The sequence below is a fragment of the Acinetobacter soli genome (assembly GCF_000760595.1).
Lineage (GTDB): Bacteria > Pseudomonadota > Gammaproteobacteria > Pseudomonadales > Moraxellaceae > Acinetobacter > Acinetobacter soli.
In genome coordinates this window covers 220,942-247,855 of record NZ_BBNM01000002.1, presented here as the reverse complement: position 1 = coordinate 247,855, position 26,914 = coordinate 220,942, and the positions used below count along the sequence as shown (strand labels likewise).

The 26,914-nt window shown below is 42.2% G+C and carries 19 protein-coding genes, 1 tRNA gene and 1 pseudogene; 10 read left to right on the top strand and 11 right to left on the bottom strand.

Going from position 1 to position 26,914, the window contains the following annotated elements:
- Positions 1 to 6: 6 nt before the first annotated feature.
- From Aso01_RS03545 to Aso01_RS03530, 4 genes are read right to left on the bottom strand one after another with little or no spacing between them, the layout of a single operon-like run.
- Complete coding sequence (locus Aso01_RS03545) at positions 7 to 705, bottom strand: M48 family metallopeptidase (RefSeq protein WP_004934073.1); 699 nt, start codon at positions 703 to 705, stop codon at positions 7 to 9.
- On the bottom strand, positions 702 to 3,782 hold the full coding sequence (locus Aso01_RS03540) for a type I restriction endonuclease subunit R (protein WP_004934077.1): 3,081 nt from the start codon (positions 3,780 to 3,782) through the stop codon (positions 702 to 704). Before Aso01_RS03540 ends, Aso01_RS03545 begins: the two co-directional genes overlap by 4 nt.
- A 37-nt stretch (positions 3,783 to 3,819) precedes the next feature.
- A complete protein-coding gene (locus Aso01_RS03535; protein WP_004934082.1) occupies positions 3,820 to 5,124 on the bottom strand; it encodes a restriction endonuclease subunit S in 1,305 nt (434 codons plus the stop codon).
- Positions 5,121 to 7,862, bottom strand: a complete 2,742-nt coding sequence (locus Aso01_RS03530; RefSeq protein ID WP_004934086.1) for a type I restriction-modification system subunit M — start codon at positions 7,860 to 7,862, stop codon at positions 5,121 to 5,123. The genes Aso01_RS03535 and Aso01_RS03530 overlap by 4 nt, the downstream gene beginning before the upstream one ends.
- A 364-nt stretch (positions 7,863 to 8,226) precedes the next feature.
- Between Aso01_RS03530 and Aso01_RS03525 the strand changes: the two genes are divergently transcribed.
- The gene (locus Aso01_RS03525) at positions 8,227 to 9,177 is read left to right on the top strand and encodes a hypothetical protein (RefSeq protein WP_039909779.1); all 951 of its coding nucleotides are present in this window, start codon (positions 8,227 to 8,229) and stop codon (positions 9,175 to 9,177) included.
- Between the two features lie 81 nt (positions 9,178 to 9,258).
- On the opposite strand, the pseudogene Aso01_RS03520 reads toward Aso01_RS03525, so the two are convergent.
- Both Aso01_RS03520 and Aso01_RS03515 read right to left on the bottom strand, forming a co-directional pair.
- Positions 9,259 to 10,147, bottom strand: a pseudogene (locus Aso01_RS03520) (tyrosine-type recombinase/integrase); the annotation flags it as partial.
- 185 nt (positions 10,148 to 10,332) lie between these two features.
- Positions 10,333 to 10,422 (bottom strand) — tRNA-Ser (locus tag Aso01_RS03515).
- A 122-nt stretch (positions 10,423 to 10,544) separates the two neighbouring features.
- Here Aso01_RS03515 and Aso01_RS03510 point away from each other — a divergent pair.
- Positions 10,545 to 12,425 carry a potassium transporter Kup gene (locus tag Aso01_RS03510; RefSeq protein WP_004934101.1) on the top strand — a complete coding sequence of 627 codons (1,881 nt, stop codon included), beginning with the start codon at positions 10,545 to 10,547 and terminating at the stop codon, positions 12,423 to 12,425.
- A gap of 48 nt (positions 12,426 to 12,473) precedes the next feature.
- Here Aso01_RS03510 and Aso01_RS03505 read toward each other — a convergent pair whose 3' ends face one another.
- Positions 12,474 to 12,890, bottom strand: a complete 417-nt coding sequence (locus tag Aso01_RS03505) for a hypothetical protein (protein WP_004934104.1) — start codon at positions 12,888 to 12,890, stop codon at positions 12,474 to 12,476.
- A 277-nt stretch (positions 12,891 to 13,167) separates the two neighbouring features.
- Between Aso01_RS03505 and Aso01_RS03500 the strand changes: the two genes are divergently transcribed.
- Both Aso01_RS03500 and Aso01_RS03495 read left to right on the top strand, forming a co-directional pair.
- The gene (locus Aso01_RS03500) at positions 13,168 to 14,190 is read left to right on the top strand and encodes a DNA/RNA non-specific endonuclease (RefSeq protein ID WP_042065176.1); all 1,023 of its coding nucleotides are present in this window, start codon (positions 13,168 to 13,170) and stop codon (positions 14,188 to 14,190) included.
- A gap of 84 nt (positions 14,191 to 14,274) precedes the next feature.
- Positions 14,275 to 14,517 (top strand): hypothetical protein, encoded by a 243-nt coding sequence (locus Aso01_RS03495; protein ID WP_004934110.1) that lies wholly within the window; start codon positions 14,275 to 14,277, stop codon positions 14,515 to 14,517.
- On the opposite strand, the gene Aso01_RS03490 is transcribed toward Aso01_RS03495, so the two are convergent.
- Positions 14,514 to 15,512: an AraC family transcriptional regulator gene (locus tag Aso01_RS03490; protein ID WP_004934112.1), complete on the bottom strand. Its 999-nt coding sequence runs from the start codon at positions 15,510 to 15,512 to the stop codon at positions 14,514 to 14,516. The two genes, Aso01_RS03495 and Aso01_RS03490, sit on opposite strands and share 4 nt — an antisense overlap.
- Before the next feature lie 103 nt (positions 15,513 to 15,615).
- Here Aso01_RS03490 and Aso01_RS03485 point away from each other — a divergent pair, with 103 nt between their 5' ends.
- A complete protein-coding gene (locus tag Aso01_RS03485) occupies positions 15,616 to 16,257 on the top strand; it encodes a hypothetical protein (protein WP_004934113.1) in 642 nt (213 codons plus the stop codon).
- Between the two features lie 14 nt (positions 16,258 to 16,271).
- Here the strand turns inward: Aso01_RS03485 and hisF are convergent, their stop codons facing one another.
- Positions 16,272 to 17,030: an imidazole glycerol phosphate synthase subunit HisF gene (gene hisF, locus Aso01_RS03480; protein WP_004934116.1), complete on the bottom strand. Its 759-nt coding sequence runs from the start codon at positions 17,028 to 17,030 to the stop codon at positions 16,272 to 16,274.
- Between the two features lie 113 nt (positions 17,031 to 17,143).
- Between hisF and Aso01_RS03475 the strand changes: the two genes are divergently transcribed.
- The 5 genes from Aso01_RS03475 to Aso01_RS03455 all read left to right on the top strand — a co-directional run bounded on the left by Aso01_RS03475 (position 17,144) and on the right by Aso01_RS03455 (position 25,377).
- The gene (locus Aso01_RS03475) at positions 17,144 to 18,094 is read left to right on the top strand and encodes a homoserine kinase (RefSeq protein WP_004934118.1); all 951 of its coding nucleotides are present in this window, start codon (positions 17,144 to 17,146) and stop codon (positions 18,092 to 18,094) included.
- 13 nt (positions 18,095 to 18,107) lie between these two features.
- Positions 18,108 to 18,737, top strand: coding sequence for a DUF1294 domain-containing protein (locus Aso01_RS03470; protein WP_004934120.1), 630 nt, complete (start codon positions 18,108 to 18,110; stop codon positions 18,735 to 18,737).
- A gap of 34 nt (positions 18,738 to 18,771) precedes the next feature.
- Positions 18,772 to 19,167 (top strand): DUF4870 family protein, encoded by a 396-nt coding sequence (locus Aso01_RS03465; RefSeq protein WP_004934122.1) that lies wholly within the window; start codon positions 18,772 to 18,774, stop codon positions 19,165 to 19,167.
- A gap of 147 nt (positions 19,168 to 19,314) precedes the next feature.
- Positions 19,315 to 21,063, top strand: coding sequence for an ATP-binding cassette domain-containing protein (locus tag Aso01_RS03460; protein ID WP_004934123.1), 1,749 nt, complete (start codon positions 19,315 to 19,317; stop codon positions 21,061 to 21,063).
- Positions 21,064 to 21,384: 321 nt separating this feature from the next.
- Positions 21,385 to 25,377, top strand: a complete 3,993-nt coding sequence (locus Aso01_RS03455) for a Pls/PosA family non-ribosomal peptide synthetase (protein WP_004934125.1) — start codon at positions 21,385 to 21,387, stop codon at positions 25,375 to 25,377.
- A 60-nt stretch (positions 25,378 to 25,437) separates the two neighbouring features.
- Here Aso01_RS03455 and hisA read toward each other — a convergent pair whose 3' ends face one another.
- Together hisA and Aso01_RS03445 are read right to left on the bottom strand one after the other, a co-directional pair.
- Positions 25,438 to 26,172, bottom strand: coding sequence for a 1-(5-phosphoribosyl)-5-[(5-phosphoribosylamino)methylideneamino]imidazole-4-carboxamide isomerase (hisA, locus tag Aso01_RS03450; protein ID WP_004934127.1), 735 nt, complete (start codon positions 26,170 to 26,172; stop codon positions 25,438 to 25,440).
- Positions 26,173 to 26,269: 97 nt separating this feature from the next.
- Positions 26,270 to 26,848: a DUF805 domain-containing protein gene (locus tag Aso01_RS03445; protein WP_004934129.1), complete on the bottom strand. Its 579-nt coding sequence runs from the start codon at positions 26,846 to 26,848 to the stop codon at positions 26,270 to 26,272.
- Between the last annotated feature and the right edge of the window lie 66 nt (positions 26,849 to 26,914).

Here is a 26,914-nt window from a genome sequence, read left to right as displayed (position 1 = left end):
ATATCGTTAGTTGAAATGAATGGGTAGCTCATTTAATTGCTCTTTTCTCAATTGCCAATCTGGTAAATACTGATCTAAGAGCGTCACAAATCGATCATTATGACTAGATTCAATTAAGTGAATTAATTCATGCACAATAATATATTCCACGCTTGATTTAGGTTTTTTAGCTAATTCTGTATTCAATCTGATATTTTTATCAATAGGATTACAGCTTCCCCATTTTGTCTTCATTTTACTAATCAATAGCTTATTAGGGGTTACCTGTAACTTATTTGCCCAAAAATAGATCAATGGTTCAGCAAATTCTCTTAATTTTTTTCTATACCAGTGGTTAAAATAATGTATGCGTTGTTCTAATGTGTAATGTTCTGGTATATACAGCCGAATATTAAACTCATCAAATTCGATTTTTGGTCGAGATTTGGTAAAGTTGGTTTCAAGTAGATAACGCTTACCCCAGAAATAAATACTTTCTCTTTGAATAAAAATGCGATTTGATTCTCTTGCTTGATCTTTAAATTTTTTTTGCTCTTTTTTTATCCATGATAATTTTGAAATTGCATAAAGCTGTAATGATTCTTCGCTTATGTAAAGTGGTGCTGTCATTTTCACAGTACCATTAGGGGGATAGACACTCAGATGTATGTTCTGAACATCTTTTTGGGTTAAATCTACTAAGATGTCACCTAATTTTAGAATCATTTGTATTCTTCATGAGCTAAAAGAATTTCCATAAGTTTATCTAATAAACTCTCTTCTATTTTTTGCTTTTTGATCATATTACGTAATTTTGAGGTCTTGATATGATGCGTTTGCCAACCAGCTTCTTTATTATTGAGGACAAAGTCATGGAGCTCTAATGCTTGCTCTTCATGTTTCAATAGATTGAAGAGGGCTTTTTTACCACGGCTATCAATTTTAGAACTTGTTTGAGTGACAGTACCAGAATGCACTTGTTTTACGAGTTTCTCAATTTCTTTTAAATACTCAGCATAACGATCTGCACTGTCCTTACGGATTTTGATGATCTCTACTAAGAGTCCTGACATTTTGGCATGGAAAGCAGGGTCAGCGAGATGATCTTTAATTAAGGTACTACGGATGTTATTTTCAATGGTTTCTGCGACTGAGTTTCGATCCTTCATGTTGTTTAATTTATTAGTAATGGTTTCTGCAAGACCTGTTTCCACAATCAATTGAATCAAGGTTTTATCTTCAAACGAACTGACTTTTACCGAGTTTTTAGCATCAATATAATTATCAATCAGATAACGCATATCAGCTTCAAAGGGTTTGAGGTCAAGATACTCACCAGCACGTAAACGAACCTTTTCTCTTAAATCTAAATAAAAGGTCTCTTTAGCTTTTATCTCTTTGATTTCTTCTGCTGAATAACCAAGCTCTACAAATTCATCTTTGGCATTGGCAAAGGCGCGGAAGAAAGTAGCAACAGACTTATATAGCGTAATACGTCTTTGATAGGTGGTTTTAAGGTCTTCTGGATTTTCTGAGTTACCACAAAAAAACTTTAAGCGATCTTCTTCACATCGATTGGGTTGCACTATTTGCATAAGCAAATTGAGTTGCTCCATCGCATTATCTAGGTGCTCTCTTGCCACAATTTTACGATTTTTAATCTCAATTTGCGCGTCTTCAGTTGCTGAGGTATCTAATTCAGAGTTATAGACAGCAATTGCTTTTGCCATTTTTTGGAATAAGTTTTTGTAATCAATGATTAAACCATATTCTTTGTCGGCACTGTCTAAACGGTTAGTACGACAAATGGCTTGGAAAAGTCCATGATCTTGCATCGATTTATCTAAGTACAAGACTGAACAAGATGGCGCATCAAAACCTGTTAATAGTTTATCGACCACAATCAGTAATTTCATTTCTGTTGGATGATCGACAAATTTTTTCTTTGCGCTATCAGTATAGGTTTCTGCTTTAGTTTTGTGAGGCTCGGCTTTTACATTTTGTAAAATATTTTCATAGGTTGCATAAATATACTGTTCTTCGGTTTCGGTATGACTATCTACAATCGATTTGCTGACTTTGGTAGGACTTGGTTCATATGAGGTAATTAGTGCACAGCGATTTCTAAGAATAGGCGAGTTGCTGTCTTGAATTAAATTGTAGTATTTACTAGCTTCGTAAATGCTCGTTGCCACCAAAATTGCTGTACCACGTTGTTTAAGGCGTGGAATTTTTTGCACAAAATCTTTATTAATATCAAGCATGATTTTACGCATGCGTTGCTCAGAGCTATTGATTTTTTGGCGTGTACCCCATTCTTTTTTGAGTTCGACTTCTTGCCATTCATTTAAGTTGCGATTACGTACTGTTTCTCTAAACCAATCGTCAATGGCATCTTGATCTGAGATGTATTGATCGACATCACGTGCCTCATATGCCAAGTCTAGAATAACGCCATCTTCTACAGCTTCTTTAAATAAGTAGGTATGAATATAGCCACCAAATACTTCTAAACTGTTTTTAGCATCTTTTTTAAGTAGAGGCGTTCCTGTAAAACCAATCATCACGGCTTGTGGAATAATGGCTTTCATATAGCGGTGTAAATCACCACTTTGGGTACGGTGACACTCATCAATAAAGACAATCACCTCACCAAAAACTTTAGATTTTTGTTTGGCAAGATCAGCTATGAAGGTATCAATATCTTCAACATCACGTTGTCCAAATTTATGAATCAACGTACATAGTAAGCGTTCCTCAGGATTTTGTAAGGCACACATTAAATTTGCACTACTGCTTGCTCGTGTAACTTTTCTACCTGATTGTGTAAAGACCATTTCAATTTGTTGATCAAGCTCATCACGGTCAGTCACAACTAATACACGCGCATGCGGTTTATTTTGCAAAATCCATTTAGCAAGCATCACCATCAGGATACTTTTACCTGCGCCTTGGGTATGCCAAATAATTCCGCCTTGTTTTTTATTTATGTATTGTTGTGAAGCTTTTAGACCAAAATATTGATGTGAGCGAGGCAGTTTTTTTACACCTGCATCGAAAATAATGCAGTCGTAGATAATCTCTAATAAGCGTTCTTTGTTACACAAACGGCGCAAATATTTAAACAGAATATTATCTTCTTCGACGTCAGTGTCTTCTTTCCAGTTTAAATAAAATTTAGATGGGGTGAGGGTCGTACCATATTGCAAGCCTTGTGAAGTGTTACCTGCAATTAAAAGTTGTGTAGTGTCAAAGAACCAAGGATTAAACTCAGTTTGTTGATTGGATACCAATTGGGCAATGCCTTCACCTAATGACACGCTACCACGTTTGAGTTCAATAACTCCAATGGCAATACCATTGACGTATAAAACTAGGTCAGGGCGACGGTTTGCTTCGACACCTTTCAGGGTGACTTCTTCAGCCACATAAAAGCGGTTATTTGTTCGGTTTTTCCAATCGACGAGAAAAATAGTTTTTTCATTTTCTTCGGCACTAATTTTGACACCAACGCCCATGCGCAATTTACTATAGAAGGTTTTATTGACCTCATATAAGCCATCGTATCTATTCGAGAAGACTTTATTTAACTCGTCATAGACCTTGCTGATCTCATGATCTGAATGACCTTGCGATTTCAAAAATTCAGTTAAATATTCAGGCTCAATATTGCTATTGTTTTCACGGTACTGCCAATTACCTAAATAGCTAAATCCCAAGGTTTTTAATACAGCAATGACTTGTTGTTGGGTATGTGATTCATTGTTTACGGTATAGTCCATATTGATTGTTTCTAAAGTCATATTGTGATTACTCCCCCCCTAAAATTTTATAAATGCTCTAGGCCAAACGAATTTCGCCAGTGAGTAGTTTTTGCATCATGCCTTGTTTAATGTTGTTAGCTTTATTTAGCTTTCCCTCTAAGATCATAAGATCGTGATCCATGTTAGATAAACAGCTTACAATTGAGTTCTGCTCGTCTAAAGTGGGTAATACAAAATCAAAATGAACAAAATCTTTTTGGTAAAGATGAGTGATCGTTGATCCAGCAGTAATTTTTTTTAAAAAATCATCAAAATATTTGGACATCAAAATATAATAAAGAAATTTACTATTGATACCTGAACCGATTGGTCTAACTACAAATACTCCACTATTTAAAGTAGCAGGTAAGTCGAGATTTTCAATATAAGCGACTTTTCCAATGGTTCCGTCTTTTGTGACAAGAACATCATTATTCTTAAGCTGAATATTAGGATCTTGTGAATATCTTGATTTATCTACATAAGGGCAATGATCAAAATCAATAAAACCTTCGTTGAAATCAGTACCTGTTACTAAATAATAGTCACCTTGATCTAAATATTCTGCAACGGTTAGGCCTTGCCAACCAATACGGGCTTTGAGTGTGGTTAAGTTGCCTAAATTTCCAATTTCCCAATCGGCAGGAATTTTTCCTAACTCAGATTCTTTATAGCCTTTTGCTGTACCATCCTCATTAAAAGCAAATTCTTTTAAACGCTGTTTACCTGTTAAAAGATTGACCATTAAACCTTCTTTGATCATCTTTTTCTTTTCGATGAGTTTTTCTAATGCAGAAATATAATTGTCTGCATCAGTTAAGGATTGAGCGATTTTTTGTTGCTCGGCTAGTGGGACTACTTTTAAAATCTGCTTACCAAGATTACTTCTAGATATACGTTTATGAGTAGTACCACCAACATTTTCTAATATTTTCAAAAACCATGCATTCGAAGACATTAGATAAACTAAGTATCTTAAATTGTACTTTTCAGGATTAGGTCTAAAAATAGTGATATCAACGGAAGCAATTGATTTTTCATTTTCCGTATAAATACAAGCCCTACCAGCAGGTTCTGCTAATCTACAAATTAAAATATCACCATATTTCAGCTCTTTGCATTTAAGCTGATTAAATGTTTCTTCAGAAATAAACTTTTTATGTTTTTCTCTTGATATGAAAAAACCATTGCCGATATTACCAGTTTGAACGAGTCTTATACCCTGATCTACAATATATTGTGCTTCTATCCAATCTCCATCATTAAATTGAGCTTTATTTTTATCTGCAATTTCAAATAGAGATAGTGTTCTATAGTTAGCTGGTCTTGTTGTTATATTCATAGCTCAAACCCCATTGCAACCAAATGAGCTTCAACTTGCTTTTCTAACTCTTCAACACTTTGTGTGAGTTGCCCTAAAGTAAACTCATAACGCTCTGCCAACTCACGTACACGTACAGTTAAACGTTGTGCCACACGTTCAACATCAGCATTAATTTGCTTGGCTAAATCGGCAAGCCATTTATCATCAGTGACTAATTCTTTAATTTCAGACTCGGTTAAAGTGAAGAAATATTTATAGGTATCGTCATCAAGCTTTGTAAACAGCTCTTTAACCTTATTTTTAGCAGTTTTGATCTTATTGCTTAAGTCTAACCAACGGTAAAGAACAGACAAATTATCAAAATTATCAAATAAGTCAGCACCTTCATTTTTGCTTAACGTTGCTGAAATACCTGAATCAAAGATCTCATATTTGGTCTTTATGGTTCGCTGAGCTGCTTTTAAAGACTTTAGCGTTTCATCGTAGTTAAAAATAATATCGACCAACTCTTGAGCTTGATGTTCAGCAAATGCTTTTATCTTATTCGTCGTATTAATTTTATCTTTAACCATCTGTCGCACAATCGGATGAGCAAGTTCAAGCTGTGTTAACTCAGTTTTCGCCATTTCTTCTTGTTGTTGTGCTTTTTCATATTGACGGTAATCGGCTGCATATGCTTTTGGTGCAACATCTAAAATTTCTGCCTGCCAAAGTTCTTTGACATCTTTTTCTTTAATCCCTTGCTCAAGGATATCTTCATCACCTGAATGATTTTCTTCATGCTCGGTTAGTTCTTGAGTCAGTTCATCTAACTTGGTTTGTTCACTTACCAGTTCATCATGACGGTCTTTGAAATAACGATTAATTACGCTTTCTTTTGTAACAAGATCAGCTTTCCAACCCTTATCTTTAACTTGGTCTTTACCACCTTGTTTTTTGGCTTTAACTGTTTCGATAATACGTTCAGCATTGACCTCCCAATCATCGGCAGCAATGATATAAGCATCATCTTGCATAATGCCTTCCCAGTAATCCATTAAGATTTGATAGATACTGTAATGATCGACAAGATCTTGACCCTTATAGTGGGCAAGTAAAGATTCTGACAGCTCAGTAATTAATTCTTTAGGCTCAAATTCATTGGCTTTGAGTGCTTTCAGTTTGACTTCAGCTTGATCTGCCCATACTTGGAAATGCGCTTGCATTTTTTCTTTAAATGCAACGAACTCAGCATCTTGGTTAATAAAGCTTTTTACTTCATGTGTCGCACAGTTAAGGGCAACATAACCATCGCGTAGTGAGCTAAAGAGTTTGGTTTTAAGCTGAGGACAAACCTTCCAATAGTCTGCTAAATCTTCAATATCTGCGTTTGGAATTCCACCTTGTAAATGCGCTTCAATATCTTGGATATCTTCAGCTTCGCTATTGTCGATATAACGTGGCAAGTTAAGGTTATAACCATTTTTAATGATTTCATCTAAACCGACAATACGAACATAACGCTCATCATGTTCTTCAGGCTTTTTAAAGGCATCAATGATTTTATGTAGATCACGCTCACGTAAACGGTTTTTTGCACCATCTTTAATAAAGCCTTGGCTGGCATCAATCATTAAAATGCCTTTTCGTGCTGCGGCATGTTCACGGTCAATCACGATAATACAAGCAGGGATACCAGTACCGTAGAACAAGTTAGCAGGTAAACCAATAATGGCCTTAATAAAGCCATAATCCACCAATTTTTGTCGAATATCGGCTTCAGCATTACCACGGAATAAAACACCGTGAGGCAGAATACATGCCGCTTTACCTGTCGATTTTAAAGATTTGACAATGTGAAGTAGGTAAGCATAGTCACCTTGTTTGGCGGGTGGAATACCAAAATCTTCAAAACGACCATAAGTATCAGCATCCGCAGTCGAAATATCGAGACCCATAGACCATTTTTTATCTGAAAATGGGGGATTTGCTACGATGAAATCAAAACGTTGTAATTCACCATTTTCAATAAATTTAGGGCTGGCTAAAGTATTCCCTTGACGAATCTCTGCTGTTGGTGATCCATGTAGGAACATATTCATTTGTGCTAATACACTTGTAGAAGCATCTTTTTCCTGACCGTAAAGAGAAACATCCCGATTGGCTTTTGCACCTACACGAAGTAATAATGAGCCAGAACCGCATGTAGGATCGTAAACAGTAGTATCGCCACGTGCTTTAAATTCATCAATGCCTACAATTGATGCTACGATGCGGCTTACTTCAGTTGGAGTATAGAACTGACCTTTACTCTTACCGCTTTCTGAAGCAAAGTGTCCCATAAGATATTCAAAGGCATCACCAAGTAAGTCGTCACCACTCGCAAGGTTATTAGAAAAGTCGAGTTCTGGACGCTGGAAAATTGCAATTAAGTCAGTTAAACGATCTACTTTTTCCTGACCATCACCTAATTTGGTTGAGTCATTGAAGTCTGGCATAGCCTTAACGTTAAGCGCGCAGGCTTCAGCAAGAGGTGCTACAACTTGTTTATTAATCAAGTCACCAATCTCAGGATTACCTTTGAACTCAATCATGGCACTAAAAGTGGCAGATTCAGGAATATCGATAAAATCTAATTGTTCTTTTTTATCACTGACATATTTTATAAACAGCAAAACTAAAATGTAGTCTTTATATTGGCTTGAGTCCATGCCTCCACGCAGGTTGTCACAACTTTCCCAAAGTGAAGAATAGAGTTCAGATTTTTTGATAGCCATATTGAATGTAACATCAGGATAAAGCGAAAGTTGAAGAGGATATTAGCAAAATTGAGATTTCAAACATACAGGAATGATAAAAAGCTAGAAAAATTGATTTATTGTATGACAATCTAAGACGTCAGAGCTAGGCTCAAATTGAGTTCGAGTCTCCCATTCCAGTTTATCAAATGGTAAAAAAGTGGTTAATTTTAGCTTTTCATAAGTTCTATTTTTTCTGTTTACTGAGTAAGTAGTCTTTAAGTTAAATTATTTTGGTATATATTTAATTAAATCAATGTGTTAACATTGAATTTTGACTAGGGTGGGATAGTCAAACTATAGAAATTAAAAATAGCATTACGCAAATTTGGTCAGACAATTAATGAGTTACTTAATAATAAGACTTTTAAATAACTTTATGCAGTGGCATGAGGTGGGGTTAACAATAATTAAAGCTATTGTTGCAATAGGAATATTGTGTTTAGTTGCTTATCTTCTAACTATTGGATATATCCCTTCTGAAATTAGTTTTGGTGATACACTTATTTTCTTACTTATTTTTGTTGCATGTTCTATCGTTTATGCGGGATTAAGCATGGTACTCTTTTTCTTTGGTATCTCCTTGATGCCAATGGTATACCTTATCTTTAGCATCGTAGATAAGTATTCACCACCACATACGAGAATAGGCAAAAAATTTCCCTTTCCAAAAATTAGCATCCTCACATTAGGAATATCTTTATATTTTTTACATATTATTTCGGATTTATTGCTATTGCACTGGAAAATTAGCCTTTACGTAGCTCTTACTTCATCCTTTATTTCTCTGTTTTACTATGCTTTTTTCATAAATAGGCAGAAGATAAAGGAATTTAGTAATAAGTTTGAGAACATGCAAGATATTATTGATGATTCTGATGCCAGTGAAAATCTTAAAACATTCGCAAGAGCTAAATTAAAGAGATTAGAAACACATATTAAAGACAGTATACAAATATCGTTCTTTCTTATCCTTATTCCTATTGTACCTATGTTTTTTATTGGAGATATTGGCAAAATATTCTTAGATTTCACGATGCAAAAAACAGGTGTTAGAATAGAAAAGACTACTCTGTATATTAAAGAACCTTATGCCAATTTGATTGAACTACCAAAAACGACTACTGAACAACTGAGCCAGCATAAAATTTTTATCTTTAAAGATATAAAAGTCTTATTTCAGGGTATTGGTAAAAATACCTTAATTTCTTATAAAGTTAAAAATATTGAGAAACAGATCGTAATTCCTAATGAATACATCATTGTAGAAAAAGTCCTTAACGTCAATGAGTAATCGATTGAGACTATCTTTTGCTTCCTCTAAAAATTACTTTCCAACTTTTAATATTCTGGGGCTCTGTTTTATGTTGAAGGATTATTTATTCCTCAACTCATCAATGAAAACAGACCACTCCTGCATCATCTTAACTCGGTAGCCTAGATTTTGGGCATGGTTGTAAGCCTGAGAAACCGAGTTGCCAACGGTGTGTGCTAGTTGTATTTCAATCGCATCATGCATATAACCTTGTTCATATAATGTTGTAGATGCAAGTCCTCGGAATCCATGCCCTGTCATTTTTCCCATATATCCCATTGTTCGATTTGCCCTCAAAAGAGCATTATTACTTAAGGGTTTCGCTTTACTGTGATTAAAAAAACGAATTGCTTGTTACCTGTGATAGGTCTTATCCCCTCAACTAACTCAACAGCTTGTCTCCACAAAGGAACAATATGAAGTAGAGCCATTTTCATTTTGTATGCAAGAATAAGATATAAATGATTATCAAAATCAATCTCACTCAACTCCATTATTCTAAGCTCTGCTGTTCTTACAAAGGTGAGAGTCATTAAATGTAGGACTTATCTAATAATGAGTTTGTCATGATAGCGATCCATACGTTCAAAAAAAGGCAAGAAATTCGGAAATATCCAGACGCGCCATATTTATTACTTACGGGGCTTTAGGGCTTCTTGTAAGTGAGATGTAGGATCATTCTCACTAATGCCTTTACGAATCGCAAAGCGGAAAATACGTCCAGTTGAAAGTATTGAGCGTTTAGTTATTTCTTGTGCGTCGCGTTCTTCAATTTTTTAGCACAGACAAGTGCATCTTTCCCTTTAATTTGATCAATTGGCAAATTACCTAAAGTAGGGAACGGATCTTTTTCAAATATAGAAAGGTCGTGTAAGTAGGTTGTTTCTTTAATAATAACTTTACTGTTTCTAATCCACCCCATCGAGAGTGCTCTGAAAAGGGTACTTTTCAGTATGCGCTGATCATTCCGTTTAGAGTTTGGGGTAAAATTACAACTAAATAATCCTGCCTATCATTTATATCTTGCCGATATATCAAGATTACAATAGTTGAAATCAGATTCGTTCAGACATAAAAAAAGCCCAACCTCTTCAAGATCAAGCTTTTTCGTTACGGTGGCTACTTCGTATATTTTGGCGGTGAGAGAGGGATTCGAACCCTCGATACGCGTAAACGTATACACACTTTCCAGGCGTGCTCCTTCAGCCACTCGGACACCTCACCAAGGCGAGCGATAATAGCGAATATTTTGTATTCTGCCAAGTATGAAACAATTGATTTAGAGAAAAACTTAGAACTTAGTGATAATATTGCGAAAAAATACTGTTCCAAATCGAAGATATTATATGCAAAGTTCTGCAAAAAAAGTCGCGCTTCCAGCGATGACTTTAGCCGCCTTAGGGGTAGTGTTTGGGGATATCGGGACCAGTCCCTTGTATGCCTTTGCTCAGACGTTCACCAGTGCGCATGTGAATATCTCTGAAGCGACGGTCTTTGGCATCCTATCTTTAATCTTTTGGTGCATTACGCTCTCCATCAGTTTCAAATACGTCAGCATCGTCATGCGTGCCGACAACAACGGCGAAGGCGGCATTATGTCGCTACTGGCCTTGTTGCTGCGTATCAAACAGCTTGATCCCAACAAAAAAATCTACCTGATTGCGCTGGGCTTTATTGGTGCCTCGCTATTTTTTGGCGATGGTATTATCACGCCTGCCATTTCGGTGCTCTCGGCCATCGAGGGCTTAAGTATTGCCACGCCTGCATTTGATCAATGGCTTATGCCAATTGGGCTGGGTATTCTTACGGCACTGTTTGTAATTCAGCGCCATGGTACGGCCACCATGGGCAAGTTTTTTGGCCCGATCACCATGCTCTGGTTTATCTCCATTGGCGCACTTGGGCTATGGAGTATTATTCAAACTCCACATATTTTATGGTTTATCAATCCAATCTGGGCGTTTGAGTTTGCCATACATCAGCCGTTTGTGGCTTTTGTGGCCATGGGTTCTGTGGTACTCACCATGACAGGTGGAGAAGCCTTATATGCCGATATGGGCCATTTCGGGCGTATGCCAATTCGTCTGGCGTGGTTTATTGTGGTGTGTCCAAGCCTGATGCTGAACTATGCCGGTCAGGGCGCGCTGTTGTTGCGCGATCCGCAAGCGGTGTCGAATCCGTTTTATTTACTGGTACCCGAGTGGGCGCTTTTTCCTATGATCGGGCTGGCCACTGCGGCCGCCGTCATTGCCTCGCAAGCGGTAATTACCGGTGTATTTTCTATGGTTAATCAGGCCATTCAATTGCGCTATTTACCGCGTTTAACCGTGATTCATACCTCCGATGTCGAGCAAGGCCAGATCTATGTGCCGTTTATCAACTGGGTGCTGTATATCTCAGTATTTATCCTGATTATCCTGTTTGAAAAAAGCAGCAATTTGGCCAGTGCATACGGGGTAGCAGTCACCATGACCATGCTCTGTGTCACCATTTTGATTGCGGTACTTGCACATGGTGCCTGGGGGTGGCCGTGGTGGAAAGTGGCACTGTTTGCTATTCCGTTTTTTACCCTCGATGCAATTTTTGTGGCGTCGACCTCGCTTAAGATTCTGTCTGGTGGATGGGTGCCGTTTGTGATTGGGGTGGTGGTGTTTACCATCTTGATGACATGGAAACGTGGCCGTGAAATTGTGCATCATCGTTTGGAAACCGATGCCTTACCGATAGGGCTGTTTATTAAAAGTATCGGTTTAAGCTCGGAAACTCATTTTGTACCGGGCGATGCAATTTTTCTGACCGGTAATCAGAATATTGTGCCGCATGCCATGTTGCACAACATCAAGCACAACAAGGTGTTGCACAATCGCAATATCATGGTGACAGTGTTTACCAAGGATATTCCGTATGTAAGCGATGCCGATCGGATCGAGATTGAAAAAATGGACGATCATTTTTATCGTATTTCGATGAATTACGGCTTTAAAGATCAGCCCAACATTCCGCAAGCGTTACAGCAGGCTTATGAGGCATTGGGTCTCGAATTTGACATGATGCAAATCAGCTTCTTTATTTCTCGTGATCGTCTCATTCATACCGTAGGAGACGGCATGTCGCCTTGGCGTGAAAAGCTGTTTATTTCGATGCAACGTAATACCAGTCCGGTGAGTGATTTTTATCAGATCCCGCCTAACCGTGTGGTCGAAATGGGCAGTCAAATCGAAATCTGAACATAAAAAAACCAAGGCAACTGCCTTGGTTTTTTTATGCCGGTTGGCTTATTCAGCTTGCATTGGCGCAGGCTGCTCAGGCATGGCGTTGGCATGTGGAGCCTGTGGCGCTGCTGCACCAGATGGTTGTGTAGTTGCTTCAGGTGCCGGCATCGCTGCGGCTTCGGGTGCTGGCATCGCTGCATTTGCTGGCGCCTGCATAGGCGCTTCGGCACCACCCGCCATTTCAGGAGCGGGCGCTGGTTGCATCGCTGGTGCGCTAGGCTGAGCACCTGCAATCACTTGCACTTTACCGCTGTTAACCAAATCTGCAATTGAGCCTGGCTGGCCATTCACTGTGGTCGATACTCTCACTTGCGATAAGCTTTCAAGCGTTTCGCCTGCTTGTACAGGCGCTTCGGCAAATGCGGTCATGCTAAGCGTACCTGTAATCAACGCGACTGAACACAATAACTGGGCTTTCATATGTAATACCTATTTTTCATCTTATCGTTTACAGGGGTCTACCTTGTCATAACCCTGACGGCTGTTTCAATCAAAGATACGAAACACAAGCACTTTGAAAGCGAACAATAAAATTAAAACGACAAATTGTTACGCGTATAGATTATTTATTGATCAATTTGTGTTGATGCTTTGATCGATTGGGGTGTGCCTTGATGTACAGGCAAATCCGGGCTTGTTAAGCTTTTGTTTTGGTTTAGATATCGAATCGCGCGTGGCACGAAAAAAGAATCAGTACATGGGAAAACTCCTGTTGGGCGTAGTGGCCGTGGGCAGTTTTGCGGTCGCTTTTGGCGAAGGCAAAATCAGCCAGTGGATATCACCGCTCAAACATAACACGGGCTGTTTGAATCAGTTTTACCGTGACGTTCCACCTGTGCTGATGAAGCAGAGCCTGCAAAACAATAGTTATGCGCTGTGCTTTAACGGCTTTAATGTGATGTATTCCGGGGTTTCCAAAACACCATTGTGGTCGGCCGAATATCTCAATCCAGCGCGCCTGAGCGTGAAGCTCAAGCGTGAAGACAGTTTTCATGAAGAAACCCGTGTAGGCAATGCAGCACATCGCGCATTATTGAGCGATTATCGTGGCTCGGGCTACGACCGCGGGCATATGGCACCCAACGGTGACATGGGCGATTTAAAAGCCCAGCATGACAGTTTCTCACTGGCAAACATGGTGCCACAGGCACCCAAAAACAATCAGCATATTTGGCGTGAGCTTGAAGAGGCCACCCGTGCGATTGTGGTCAAGCAAAAGCAAGATGTCTACGTGGTCACCGGGCCATTATTTGAAGGGCAACGCCTAAAAACCATTGGCCGTGGCGTGATTGTCCCGACTGCGGTGTATAAGGCGGTGTATATCCCGAAAACAGGTGCCGTTGGCGCGTACTATGCACCCAACAACAACTCGTTGCAGGTCAATGTGGTCAGTGTGTGTTATTTAGAGGAAAAACTCGGAATCAACCTGTTCCCGCAGTTGACCGAAGAGCAAAAACGCAATGTCTATCAGCTGCCTAAAACCGCTGCGCAGGTTAAGCCAAACCAACCACTGGCCTATGCACACTGGGATGGCGAGAGCCAATGTGCCGAAGAGGCATCTTCTGACACCATTGCAGCCACAAGCAAGCAGTTTACCCAGCAAAGCAGCGGATCGATGCCACCGTCGTCTTCGGACGGAATCGACGACGACACCAAGCAGGCTTTAATCAAGCAACTGGTCGATGCCTTACTGCACTATTTCTTGCAGATTTTACGCTAACAGCATACAGCGATTTGCCCGTTGCAATCACGCGCAAATCGCTGCAAGCTAAAACACTCATACAATCATAAGAAAAGGCCGAGCATGTTTACACCTTATGTCAATGGCACCGAGTCCATGGCAATTGACGATCTTACCATCGAAAACCAGACCGACTGCGTGAGCGTTTATGGCAATCTACAACTGACCAAAGATCAGCAAGGCCTAGCATTTGCCAAAGCCTTACAAAGTGTCATTAATGCTGTGGTGACCGAGCTTGAGGCATCACCTTTGCCCGAACGTTTAGAGCGCCCCGATCCCGACGAAATCGATAATCCATTTGCCTAACGGCGTGATTGCTGTCGCCACTGCTGCGGTGTTTGCCCCGACCAGTGTTTAAAGGCCCGTTGAAAAGCACTTTGTTCTGAATAACACAGTAACAAGGCGATGTCTTGCAGGCTGAGGTGCGGATCGCTCAGGTATTCGGTGGCCAGCATGTAGCGCACTTGCTGTACCCGCTGCTGATAGCTACTGTGTTGCTGCTGCAAATGGCGCTGTAACTGGCGTACCGAAGTACCCAGCTGCTGTGCAATGACTTCAATCTGGTACTGGTTTTGCTGTAAGCCTTTTAAAATCATTTGCTGCAAGCGCTGGTCGAGTTGGGTCGAGTGTGGCAAGCGATCGAGCAGGGCGTGTGCTTGCTGCATCAGCAATTGCTGTAGGGTGTGATCGGCATTGCCCACGACCTTGCTGGCTTCACTAAGCGGAATCAAAAGCTGGGTTTTCGGCTGTGAAAACCGTACCGGACACTGAAAATAACGGTTATAGACTGGCGCATCTTTGGGAAGTGGATTGATAAAATGCACTTCATACAGCTCGATACGGGTTTTGCACATAAACTGCTGTAAAAATTGCAGCATCAGCGCCATGGCAATTTCGTCGGTAAGCTGGGTCGGGTGGGGTTCGGGTTCTTCCCAGCGAATAGAAAAATAAGCACCGTACTGCTCGACCTTCAGCGGGCTACCATCGTAAACCAGTCGATAAAAATCTTGATAGCGCTTGAGTGCATCGCCCAAACTTTCACACGACAGCGCAATATAAGCCAAAATGCCCAAATGTTTAGGTTGTACGTGGCTCGCAATTTTTAAGCCCAGCCCCGCTATAGGGCGTAACTGATACAACTCATCTAATAGCTCACGCCACACTACATAGTCAAAGCGCTCAAGCCGTTGAATCGCCTGTAAACGGTCGGGTACTGGCAGCTGTTCGGCCTCGCAATAGCACATCAGGAGTTGCCCAAGTCCGCCATAAACCGAGCCTGCATAATTTTTCACTGTGAGCATAGCGACTTTCCATGTTGTCGTGTTTTGTCAATATTGCGTGGTTTTTCGTCAATACATAGCACAGAAAAATTCATATATTCAAGTCAGGATTGAGGAGAACACTATGATTAAAGGATTTATTGCCGGATTAATTGTGGCCAACGGCTTTGAATGGGTGGCACATAAATATATTCTGCATGGCGTACACCGTATAGGACAGCCGCGCTATAGCCCGGTTCCTCGAAGTATGGCGTCACACTGGGCACATCATCGTGAAGTAAAAACACAGCATTTTCATGATGACTGTTATGTCGAGGGGCTAGCCAGCTGGCGTACACGTAATGAACTGCTGTCACTTGGCGTGGTCGCAGCGACCTCTATGGTCGTATTTGCACCGCTTTCCAAAGGCATGGCCATTGCGGCGGCCTACAGTGCAATCAATTATTTTTATGTGCATCGAAAAGCGCATTTACAGCCCGATTGGGCCAAGCGCCGTATTCCATGGCATGTCGATCATCATATGAATGCCAATCAGGATGCCAACTGGTGCGTAACCAAACCGTGGTTTGATTATCTACTTGGAACACGTGTGGTATCTTCACCCGATTTAAAAGAGGCCAATCCGCTGGGTATTTGGTTGCCTCGGGCTGTTTCACAGCGATTCACCCATGTGGTTGAGCGCTTACGCCCTGTAAAGTGGACACCCACTGCGCTGACTGCTACCGATTGCACCCATCAACAAAACAGGCCACGCAAGGTGGCCTGATGATGTGCTGCCAATTAAAGACGCATTTCAATGCCTTGCGCTGCCAAAAACTGTTTGGCTTCTGGAATGGTGTGCTGACCAAAATGGAAAATACTGGCTGCAAGCACGGCATCGGCACCGCCTTGTAAAATACCATCGGCCAAATGCTGCAAATTCCCTACGCCACCAGAGGCAATGGTCGGAATTGAAACGCGGTTGTTAATTTCGCGCATCAGAGCGATATCATAACCGGCTTTGGTGCCATCGGCATCCATACTGGTCACCAGCAATTCGCCGGCACCGTATTCGGCCATTTTGACTGACCATTCCAGCGCATCGATACCGGTAGGTTTGCGTCCGCCGTGGGTAAAGATTTCCCATTTGTTTTCGCCGGTTTTTTTGGCATCGATGGCCACCACAATGCACTGCGCGCCAAAGCGTTGTGAGGCTTCTTGTACAAACTCCGGATTAAACACCGCGGCCGAGTTAATACTGACCTTGTCTGCACCTGCATTGAGCAATAAACGGATGTCTTCAACTTTACGTACGCCACCGCCTACGGTGAGCGGAACAAAAACGCTTTCTGCCATGCGTTCGACTGTACGATAGGTGGTGTCACGTCCATGATGCGTTGCTGTAATATCCAGAAAAGTGATTTCGTCTGCACCTTGTTCGTTGTAGCGGCGTGCGACTTCCACAGGGTCACCTGCATCACGGATATCTAAAAATTGTACGCCCTTTACGACACGGCCATTGTCGACATCAAGGCAGGGAATAATACGTTTTGCAAGCATTGTGACATCCAACAGTATGAGTCTAAATAAATAAATTTTCCGAGATCATCAAGAATCTTGGTAAACTGTGTGGCTATTCTATCAAACTTATATTTGTTTCACGCAGGTTTTCTATGTCGGTTTATACCCCGTTGAGTTTACAGGACGTTCAAGCATTCGCATCGCCTTACGGATTAGAGGTGATTGACTTGATTCCAATTCAGGGAGGTATTGAAAACACCAACTACTTTATAGTCGACAGCGCGCACAAACAGTATGTGCTGACTGTGTTTGAACAACTTGACGAACAAGGTGCCAGCGAATTGCCCCCTGTGCTTGAACATTTAGGCCAGCATCACGTACCTGTGGCGGTGCCTTTAAGCTATGCGGGCAAATATATTCATAGCATTGCCAACAAACCGGCACAGATTGCGCCGCGTATTGCAGGCGAGCACCCGATTCCGGCTACACAAGCCCAGATTGAAGCCATCGCCAAAGCGCAGGCCGAGTTGCATCTGGCGTTGCAACACAAAACCTTCGAACGTGGTGTGCGCCGTAATCATGCCTACTGGACTGCTGTGGGCCAGCAACTCAAGCCAAAAATGTCATCGGAAGATGCTGAATTGCTGGATTATGTTTACGCGCTATTTAACCAGACCCGTACCCAGCACCCCGATTTACCTCGCGGCTGGATTCATTCGGATATGTTTAGAGACAACACCTTGTTTGTGGGTGATGTGCTGGAAGGTATTTTAGATTTTTCCGAACTCAATCAAGATGACTTCTTGTTTGATATCGCCATTACCATCAATGATTTTTGTACACGCTATCCGTTGCCAGAGCTGGATCAGGCCCATGCCGATGCGTTTGTTGAAGCCTATCAGCGCGTGCGTGTTTTAACTGAAGATGAACAGGCCTGTCTGGGTGTTTATCTGGCTATGGCAGCCTGTCGTTTTTGGTTAATGCGTTTGCAAGTGGCTCAGCGTAATCTGGAAGAAGGGCGTACGGGAGACGACATCATGCAAAAAAATCCGCTTGAAATGCGTCAGATGTTAATCAATCGTTTACAGGTTGTTGCTGCCTAAGGAAGACATTGCCATGCGTGATCAGGGACGCTTAGTCGAATGGTTTGATGAAAAAGGCTATGGCTTTATTCAACCCGACGATATGAACAAAGAACGTGTGTTTTTACATATCAGCGACTTTGCCCGCAAAGGGCCGCGTCCTTTGGTGGGCTGTGCACTGGATTATGTGGTAATTTTAGACGAGCAGGGGCGTTTTCGGGCCAAGCAGGTGGTCTACGTCAAAGCCAAAAATAGCCGCGCGCCAAGTCGTTCAAAGGCGCCTTCGGTGGTGCCTGCGGCGCGTCCTGCGCTGGTGCCTATGCAGCTGGCTGCTGTGCTGTATATTGTGGTGGTGGCCGTTTTGAGTTTTAGCAAGCTGCTGCCACCCTTTAGCTTTATTTTTATTACGCTCATGAATGTGTTGAGCTACTGGTTATATGCACAAGACAAAGAAGCCGCGCAAAACGGTACTCGGCGTATTGCGGAAAGTACCTTGCATGTGGTGGCTTTTTTGGGTGGCTGGCCGGCTGCGTGGCTGGCACAACAAAGATTGCGACATAAAACACAAAAACAACCTTTTCGTAAGATTTATTTTTGTACCATAGGGTTAAATATAATTTTATTACTGTGGTTGGTCTCTCCGCTGAATGTTTTGATCCATTAGAGAGGCCTTAAATAGAAAAACGAAAAGGTGACGTATGAATCTTCCTGCTGAACAACTTCAATCTAATAAAACCCTCACACTGGTCCTTTATATTTTATATATTGCTGCAATTTTTAGTGCCGGCTTACTGGCCATTATCGCGCTCATTATCAATTATGTGAAGCGTCAGGATGTAGAAGGCACTTGGCTTGCCTCGCACTTTACATGGCAGATCCGTACCTTTTGGTGGTATCTGTTCTGGAATATTATTGCCTTTGTGCCATTTTTCTTTTTATTTTTCACAGGCAATAACGACAATCTATTTGCTGGCGTGGCGTTGTCTGCGAGTACCTTCTGTGTGGCGGTGATTGGTCTTTCGTGGATCTGGATTGTCTACCGTGCAATTCGTGGTTTGATTGCGTTAAATGACAATAAGGCGATGTATCTTTAATTGTTCATCGCACTCGCAGAGAAAAGAGTGTATTCAGACTCTTTTTTCTGCATTCATTCAGTTTGCTTATATCTGGATGTATCTAATAAAAAATATTCAGATCGTGACTGAAGGTCTACTCAATAACGATTAAATTAAAATAATAGCATGATGAAGTTTCTTCGTAATTTCGAACCGATTGCAAATTATATTTTTGCCTGCAAAATCAGTGTACAGCAGCACCCGCGCTTAAAGTGGGATTTTATCGGCATGTTCGTATTGGTCTTGCTGGTGGCTTTCTTTGAAACGCTATTTCCTTATTTAATGAAATTGCTGATTGATCAGGTTGAGCAAAATCGAAGCTTGCAGATTCGTTCTCTATTTGAAATTAAACTGCTGTATTTGTTGGTCATTGCTTATGCCATGGCATGGCTTATGTCTCAATTACTCAGTTGGGGTAAAAATCTGTACAGCATGGTGATGTCGGTGAATTTTGAAACCTCCTTAATGGCCAAGGGAGTTGAAAATTTTTTAACATTGCCAAAATCTCAGCAAGATGAGATTGAAGTGGCATCTTTCATCACGGATTTACAGCGTGGTGGCAGTGCGATCAATGAAATGACCTTTTCAATTTTTATCTTGCTCGGGCCAATTGTATTGCAGCTCTCTTTTATTTTTGTAGTGCTGTTTAAAACCATTAATGCCGCCTTTAGCTTATTTTTTGTACTGGCTGTTTTGGTCGCGTTTGTCACCTCTTTTGGGTTAAGTCGAAAAAGCAGTCATATTTTTGACCGCATGTATGCACAGCGAAACAAGATTAATCAGGCGATACTGGAAAAAGTCTCGCAAAGCTATGAAATTAAAATTAAACATGCACAGGCTTTCGAGCAAAAACGTCTTGCACATACTTTAGCGCAGTACCGTAAGGTAATTAAAGGAACCAATCTGCATATTGGCATTTTAATGATGCTACAGGTGTTTTTTGTATTTGTGTTCCTATTCGGATTTATGCTCTATACCGCCTATATTTCTCAAACTCAACAAATCACTTCGGGGGATTTTGTTTTAGTCAGTACTTATATCATTCAGCTAACCATGCCCTTTTTAATGATTTCTCAAAGCCTGATGCGTGTGAATGGCAATGTCGTGGCATTAAAAATTTATCGACAGTATTTTGATCTACCACATGAAAATTATCAGCACCAGCGCATTGGAAATCATGCTGCTCCGGTACTGTATCGTTTTTTCAATGCCACGTTGATGCTGGGCAAACAGAAAATATCAGATTTTAATCTGGAGATTCATGCGCATAAACGTTATGTCATTATCGGACAAACAGGACGCGGTAAAACCTCGCTGTTGCATTATTTAATTGGCCTCTCCAAGCTTGAGTCGGGTCGGTTGTATTATAAAGATTTAGATATTTCTCAAGATTTTGCTTTAGACATATTTAATGAGGTGGCTTTTGTTGGGCAAAATGCAGTTATTTTTTCAGGAAGTTTGCGAGATAATTTAATTTATAATAGTCATTATGTTTATTCTGATCATGAATTATTACAATGGTTAAAAGACTTCAAACTCGACAAGATTTTAGAAAAAAATAATATCGACTTAGATACTCCTTTAGAGGATATAACTAAAAATCTTTCAGGTGGAGAAAAACAGCGCATCAGTTTATTACGGGCATTGTTGGCAAAACCTCAAGTATTGTTGCTCGATGAACCGACATCCGCCCTAGATGCTGAAACAGCAGCACACGTTATGTTTTTTATTTTAAAACAAGTGCCTAGTGTTGTTATGGTGACGCATGCTCAAGATTGCATAGCACTGGCCGATCAGGTGATCAATCTAGACCAATTGTTAGCCGATGCAAAAAAAGCAACCACTGAACACTACACGTTTGACACGCGTAAATAATTACACAGATTTTGTAAAGCGTTCTCCATGATTATTTTTGATCTTTTTGAAATTGAATAAAATACATTTACTTATTCATAATCGAATATGAAAGCTTAAAATCAGATTAAAAAAACAGGTAATTTTTTTAATTCTGAATTAAGCAATCTTGCCTAGTATAAAACCTGAACAATCTGCCTAAAGAATAAATAAAACTCTTGGGTGCTTGTTTGTGGTGATGCGCTGATATTAACCGCAGCAGATCGACCACGGGGTTTATCCTCAATTTTGTTCCGCAAAATGAACGATAAATACAATCGATGGCGAACATTTGGATATCCTATGAACGCAATAATTCATATTCCTTCAGTCATTCGTGGCGAACAGCGACCCGACTTTATCCAGGCTGAGGTTCTCTCAGATATTTTAGACACCACGGCAGCACAGTACCCGACGCATATTGCCTTAATCGATCAAGATCGTCAGATCAGCTACGCAGAGCTTGCAGCACAAGCCGATCAGATTGCGCAGCAACTGATCGCACGCGGTATTCGGGCTGGTGATATTGTGGGGTTGTGGCTACCGCGCGGTGCCGATCTGTTAATCGCACAAGCCGGGATTTGTAAGGCAGGCGCGGCATGGCTACCCTTCGATATGGATGTACCTGTCGAGCGCATTCAGGTCTGTCTAGACGATGCACAAGCCAAGGGAATTGTGACCAGCACAGACTGGGCAGCACAATTGACCCAACTGGCTCAGACCGTGTGGCCTGTGGCCGAGCTGAACCAGCCAACGAATTTTCCGCCTGTGATGCAGCGTGCGGCGCGCTCCGATCCGGCCTATATTATTTATACTTCGGGTTCGACCGGAAAACCCAAAGGGATTGTGATTGAACAATCCAATATTTGTCATTTCTTACGTTCTGAAAACTCAGTGCTGGGAGTTCGGCATGACGATAAAGTCTATCAAGGCTTTTCAGTTGCCTTTGATATGTCTTTTGAAGAGGTCTGGATTTCATATCTGGTGGGGGCCAGCATCTGGATTGCCCCCAAAGATCTGGTAACCGACCCAGAGCGTTTATGTAAAGCGCTACAGCAGCACAACATCACGGTGCTGCATGCAGTTCCAACCTTACTGGCTTTATTTCCAGAAGATGTACCCAACCTTCGGATTATCAATTTAGGCGGTGAAATGTGCCCCGAAGCACTGGTTGCACGTTGGGATTTACCGCATCACCAGATTTTTAATACCTACGGACCTACAGAAACTACGGTTACTTCAAGTCTGGCACGGGTCTATGCCAACGAACCGGTGACCATTGGGGTGCCATTACCGAACTACGGGATGTTGGTACTCAATGACCAGCTTGAGCTGGTGCCACAGGGCGAAGTGGGCGAATTGTGTGTTTTTGGGCCAAGTGTCGGACGTGAATATCTTGGGCGGCCGGAACTTACAGCAGAAAAATTTATTCAAAACACGTGGGCCAACAACGAGCACGAACTTAAACTTTACCGTACTGGTGATTTGGCGCGTTTGGATGAAAACGGACAGATTCAATGCCTTGGCCGTGCCGATGATCAGGTCAAAATTCGTGGCTTTCGTGTCGAACTGGGTGAAATTGAAGCCAGCCTGTGTGATTTAAACGGCATCGGAACCGCGGCCGTGGTGCTGCGCCGTGACGACGATATGGACCAGTTGGTGGCTTTTATTGTTCTCGATCAGGAACAAAAAGACCGCATTCAGGTGAAGGACATTCGTGCCTATTTAAAAGCACGCTTACCGGCCTACATGGTGCCGAATCGCTTTGAACTGGTCGATCAGGTACCACGCCTACTTTCTGGTAAAATTGATCGTAACGCGCTGCGCAAACTGGAGTTAAGTCAGCACATCGATAGCGCGGTATCTGACGAGCCACAAAACGAAGCCGAACAGATTTTATTTGATTGTCTGGCGAAAATTTTTCCGAATCAGGCCATTCAGCTTTCGGCAGATTTTTTTGATGATTTAGGTGGGCACTCGCTACTGGCTGCCGTTTTAACCTCGCATTTGCGTGAATATCCGCAATATGCACAAATGACCATTCAAAATATTTACCAGCTTCGTAAAGTCGGCGCGATCAGTCAGTTTATGCTGCAACAGGCCAAGCAGCAGCAAATGCGTGAAGTCAAAGCCTATCATATCGATAATGCCAAACGTATCCGCTGTGGTGTGGCACAAATGATGGTGATTCCAGTCTTGATTGGCTTGACCATTTTGCAATGGCTGGCGCCATTTTTTAGCTACCATTACTTTACGGGAAGTCCGGGTGACAGCGTGCTTCGCGCCATGGGTATTTCGCTCGGTGTATACGTACTTAGCCTGATCCTCAGTTTTGCCATTTCAATTGTGGGCAGTCGTTTACTGTTAAAAGGCATTCGTCCGGGCCAGTATCCACTCTGGGGCAAAACGTATTTCCGCTGGTGGTTGGCCGATCGTTTAAAAGGCATTGCGCCGCATTATTTGCTGGCAGGTTCAACACTCAATAATCTGTATCTGAAAGCTTTGGGTGCCAAGATTGGACAAAACGTTCATATCGGATCGGTGCATATCCGTATGCCTAATCTGTTAACCATTGAAGATGGGGTCAGTGTGGGTTCGCAGGTGAATCTGGAAAATGCCAAAATTGAGCAAGGGCAGTTGGTACTCGGCAAGATCCGCCTGCAAAAAGAAAGCTATGTCGGTTCGTACAGTGTGCTTGAAGAAAATACCGAACTGCAAGAGTACGCCCATTTAAATGCGCTCTCTGCCTTAAGTAACGGTAAAACCGTGCCCGCTTTTGAAGTGTGGGATGGTGCACCAGCACGCTATAGCAAGCAGTTAGATGTTGCGCATTTGCCTTCACGTGCCCAAGCATCGGCAGGGCGTAAAGTAGTAGAGCTGGGTTATTACGCTTTGAGCGTGGTATTTATTAGCTGCTTGTTCTTCATTCCGATTTTCCCAAGTTTTATTTTGGTCGATTGGTTTGATGTGAACTACTTTCACGGTATTTTGCAGGCATCCAACAGTGTGTCTACCGCGTTCCGTTACTTCCTGTTTGCCATTCCGGCCAGTGCGGTCATGGTGGTGTTTACCGCACTCTTTGCTGCACTGCTACGAAAAGTGATCTTGCCGAATTTAAAAGCAGGTACCTATTCGTTACACAGTGGTACTTATTATCGTAAATGGTTTGCTACCCAGATTTTTGAAACCAGTTTGCAAACCCTTCACGGCCTCTTTGCCACGATTTATGCACCTGCCTGGTTTCGCCTTATGGGTGCCAAGGTTGGACGTGACAGCGAAGTCTCGACTGCAACCGGTGTGGTGCCTGAACTATTGTCATTGGGTGACGAGAGCTTTATTGCCGATGCAGTTATGCTTGGTGATGAAGAAATTAGCCGCGGCTGGATGGTATTGCAGCCGACCATGATTGGTTGCCGTAGTTTTGTGGGCAACAGTGCTTACATTGCCGACGGCACAAGCTTGCCAGATGGCGTACTGATTGGCGTGCAGTCGAAAATTCCAGAGCACGATGTTTTAAAAAGTGGTGAAACCTGGTTTGGTTCACCTGCACTACGCTTGCCTGCGCGCGAATCGGTTGGTGAATTTCCAGAGCATCTTACTTTCCGTCCAAGTCTTGGTCGTCGCTTCATGCGCGGTATAATTGAAGGGTTACGCATTGTATTGCCGCTGGCCTTCTCCATTGGCATGGGTTACATGATTGTATTGTCTGTGATTGACCACGTGGTACATCAGGGCTGGGCAATCGGGTTACTGACTCTAGCGGTGTCTGGTGTGGTGTACGGCATTGCCAGCTTCTTGGTGATTGTATTGCTGAAATGGGCATTGATTGGTCGTTATACGCCGCGTTCAGCCCCGATGTGGACCATGTTTGTATGGGTAAGTGAGGGCATTACCAGCCTGTACGAATCGATCGCGATACCAAACTGCCTCAACTATGTGCGCGGTACGCCGTTACTCCCAGCCTTGATGCGCTTATTGGGCGTTAAAGTGGGTAAGCAAGTGTATATGGACACCGCAGACATTACCGAATTTGACTGTGTCTCGATTGGAGATTACAGCGAACTCAATAGCTTTAGTGGGCCGCAAACACATTTGTTTGAAGATCGCATCATGAAAATCGGTCGTGTGGAAATTGGGCAGCATGTGACCGTACATTGTCGCAGTATCGTGCTGTACAATGCTGAGGTGGGCGATCAAAGCTTACTTGGGCCACTGACCTTGGTCATGAAAGGCGAAAAAATTCCGGCACAATCGGCCTGGATCGGCTCACCGGCACAGCCGTGGACCAATGGATAAGTACACAGTAATAGCAAAAAAAAGATGCCTCAAGGGGCATCTTTTTTTGTACTAATATTTTTAGTTCAGTACGTTTTGATCCAGCAATAGCTGTGCTTCACGCAGACTTAAACTGCCTTCATAAATGGCACGACCAGTAATGGCACCTAAAATTCCCGGCTGGCCTTTGAGCAAACGCACGTCGTCCAGATTGGTCACACCGCCTGAGGCAATCACAGGTAGGCCAGAATACTGCGCCAAATGAACGGTCTGTTCTACGTTAACGCCTTGCATCATGCCGTCACGCGCAATATCGGTATAGACAATGCTTGATACGCCTGCATCTGCAAAGCGTTTGGCTAAATCGGTGGCCTTCACGTTGGTCACATTGGCCCAGCCATCGGTTGCCACCATGCCATCTTTGGCATCGATGCCCACAATGATATGACCGGCAAACTGTTTGCAAGCCTGCTCGACAAACTCAGGCTCTTGCACAGCTTTGGTTCCAATAATCACAAAAGAAACGCCAGCATCGAGATAATGCTCAATGGTTTCAAGTGAACGAATACCACCACCAATTTGAATTGGCAGTTCAGGCTGAGCTTTGGCAATCGCTTCAACGACAGGCTTATGAATTGGCGTACCTGCGAAAGCGCCGTTTAAATCGACCAAATGTAAGCGACGCGCGCCTTCATTGACCCAATGCTGTGCCGTTGCCACCGGATCGTCAGAGAAAACGGTATCGTCTTCCATACGGCCTTGTTTTAAGCGAACACATTTACCATCTTTCAGGTCAATTGCAGGGATGATCAGCATGTTTTCGTTCCTTGCATCATCATGTAACTAAAATTTGATCCATCTTAACAAACTAATTGCAAATCGCTAAGCCCATAAGTATCGGTTTTTCGCGAAATCAGCTGCTTAAACGTGTCGAATGTGTTGAATGCTGGATTGGCAATGTATCTGGCTGAAACACCGTCGCGCGCTCGGTATATTCTTGATACGAACTGAACATGCTGGTACTAAAGCCAACAATAAACAGAATCGGCAACAGCACCAGATACATCCAGCCCAATACTTTTTCCCAACCCGGTGTGCCACGTGGCAGACCAAATCGGTTGGCGCCTGCATCGCCTTTGGCAAACAGTAAATACAGCACCAAAATTGCATTAATCAGCGGCACAATAAACAACAGAGACAACCAGCCACTGTGGTTACGGTCGTGCAGTCGGCGGATCATAAAAATAAAGCTATAAAATAAAAACACCACATAGCAGGCAATCAGCAATAACGTGCTGATCAATTGCACGGCCGTCGACTCAGAAGGAAAACTTGTAAAAATCAGACTAATAACCAGAACGGCAACCACCACCAAAATGGTAGAGAGCAGGCTCCATGCTGCAAAGGACAAACGGCCCATACGGCCTCGGGAGTTTAAAGGGTGATCAATGCTGCCAGGTAGGGCAGGCGGAGTATTATCAGGTATCGTCATTTTTATAGGCCTTTTCATCAATGCTATTGTTATGGAAATGATTTAATCATTAAAAATATAGTCAAA

Bases quoted from the DNA above. Each gene is read 5' to 3' on its own strand.
- Aso01_RS03545 (WP_004934073.1), bottom strand. From the start codon at position 705: ATGATTCTAAAATTAGGTGACATCTTAGTAGATTTAACCCAAAAAGAT.
- Aso01_RS03540 (WP_004934077.1), bottom strand. From the start codon at position 3,782: ATGACTTTAGAAACAATCAATATGGACTATACCGTAAACAATGAATCA.
- Aso01_RS03535 (WP_004934082.1), bottom strand. From the start codon at position 5,124: ATGAATATAACAACAAGACCAGCTAACTATAGAACACTATCTCTATTT.
- Aso01_RS03530 (WP_004934086.1), bottom strand. From the start codon at position 7,862: ATGGCTATCAAAAAATCTGAACTCTATTCTTCACTTTGGGAAAGTTGT.
- Aso01_RS03525 (WP_039909779.1), top strand. From the start codon at position 8,227: ATGAGTTACTTAATAATAAGACTTTTAAATAACTTTATGCAGTGGCAT.
- Aso01_RS03510 (WP_004934101.1), top strand. From the start codon at position 10,545: ATGCAAAGTTCTGCAAAAAAAGTCGCGCTTCCAGCGATGACTTTAGCC.
- Aso01_RS03505 (WP_004934104.1), bottom strand. From the start codon at position 12,890: ATGAAAGCCCAGTTATTGTGTTCAGTCGCGTTGATTACAGGTACGCTT.
- Aso01_RS03500 (WP_042065176.1), top strand. From the start codon at position 13,168: ATGGGAAAACTCCTGTTGGGCGTAGTGGCCGTGGGCAGTTTTGCGGTC.
- Aso01_RS03495 (WP_004934110.1), top strand. From the start codon at position 14,275: ATGTTTACACCTTATGTCAATGGCACCGAGTCCATGGCAATTGACGAT.
- Aso01_RS03490 (WP_004934112.1), bottom strand. From the start codon at position 15,512: ATGCTCACAGTGAAAAATTATGCAGGCTCGGTTTATGGCGGACTTGGG.
- Aso01_RS03485 (WP_004934113.1), top strand. From the start codon at position 15,616: ATGATTAAAGGATTTATTGCCGGATTAATTGTGGCCAACGGCTTTGAA.
- hisF (WP_004934116.1), bottom strand. From the start codon at position 17,030: ATGCTTGCAAAACGTATTATTCCCTGCCTTGATGTCGACAATGGCCGT.
- Aso01_RS03475 (WP_004934118.1), top strand. From the start codon at position 17,144: ATGTCGGTTTATACCCCGTTGAGTTTACAGGACGTTCAAGCATTCGCA.
- Aso01_RS03470 (WP_004934120.1), top strand. From the start codon at position 18,108: ATGCGTGATCAGGGACGCTTAGTCGAATGGTTTGATGAAAAAGGCTAT.
- Aso01_RS03465 (WP_004934122.1), top strand. From the start codon at position 18,772: ATGAATCTTCCTGCTGAACAACTTCAATCTAATAAAACCCTCACACTG.
- Aso01_RS03460 (WP_004934123.1), top strand. From the start codon at position 19,315: ATGATGAAGTTTCTTCGTAATTTCGAACCGATTGCAAATTATATTTTT.
- Aso01_RS03455 (WP_004934125.1), top strand. From the start codon at position 21,385: ATGAACGCAATAATTCATATTCCTTCAGTCATTCGTGGCGAACAGCGA.
- hisA (WP_004934127.1), bottom strand. From the start codon at position 26,172: ATGCTGATCATCCCTGCAATTGACCTGAAAGATGGTAAATGTGTTCGC.
- Aso01_RS03445 (WP_004934129.1), bottom strand. From the start codon at position 26,848: ATGACGATACCTGATAATACTCCGCCTGCCCTACCTGGCAGCATTGAT.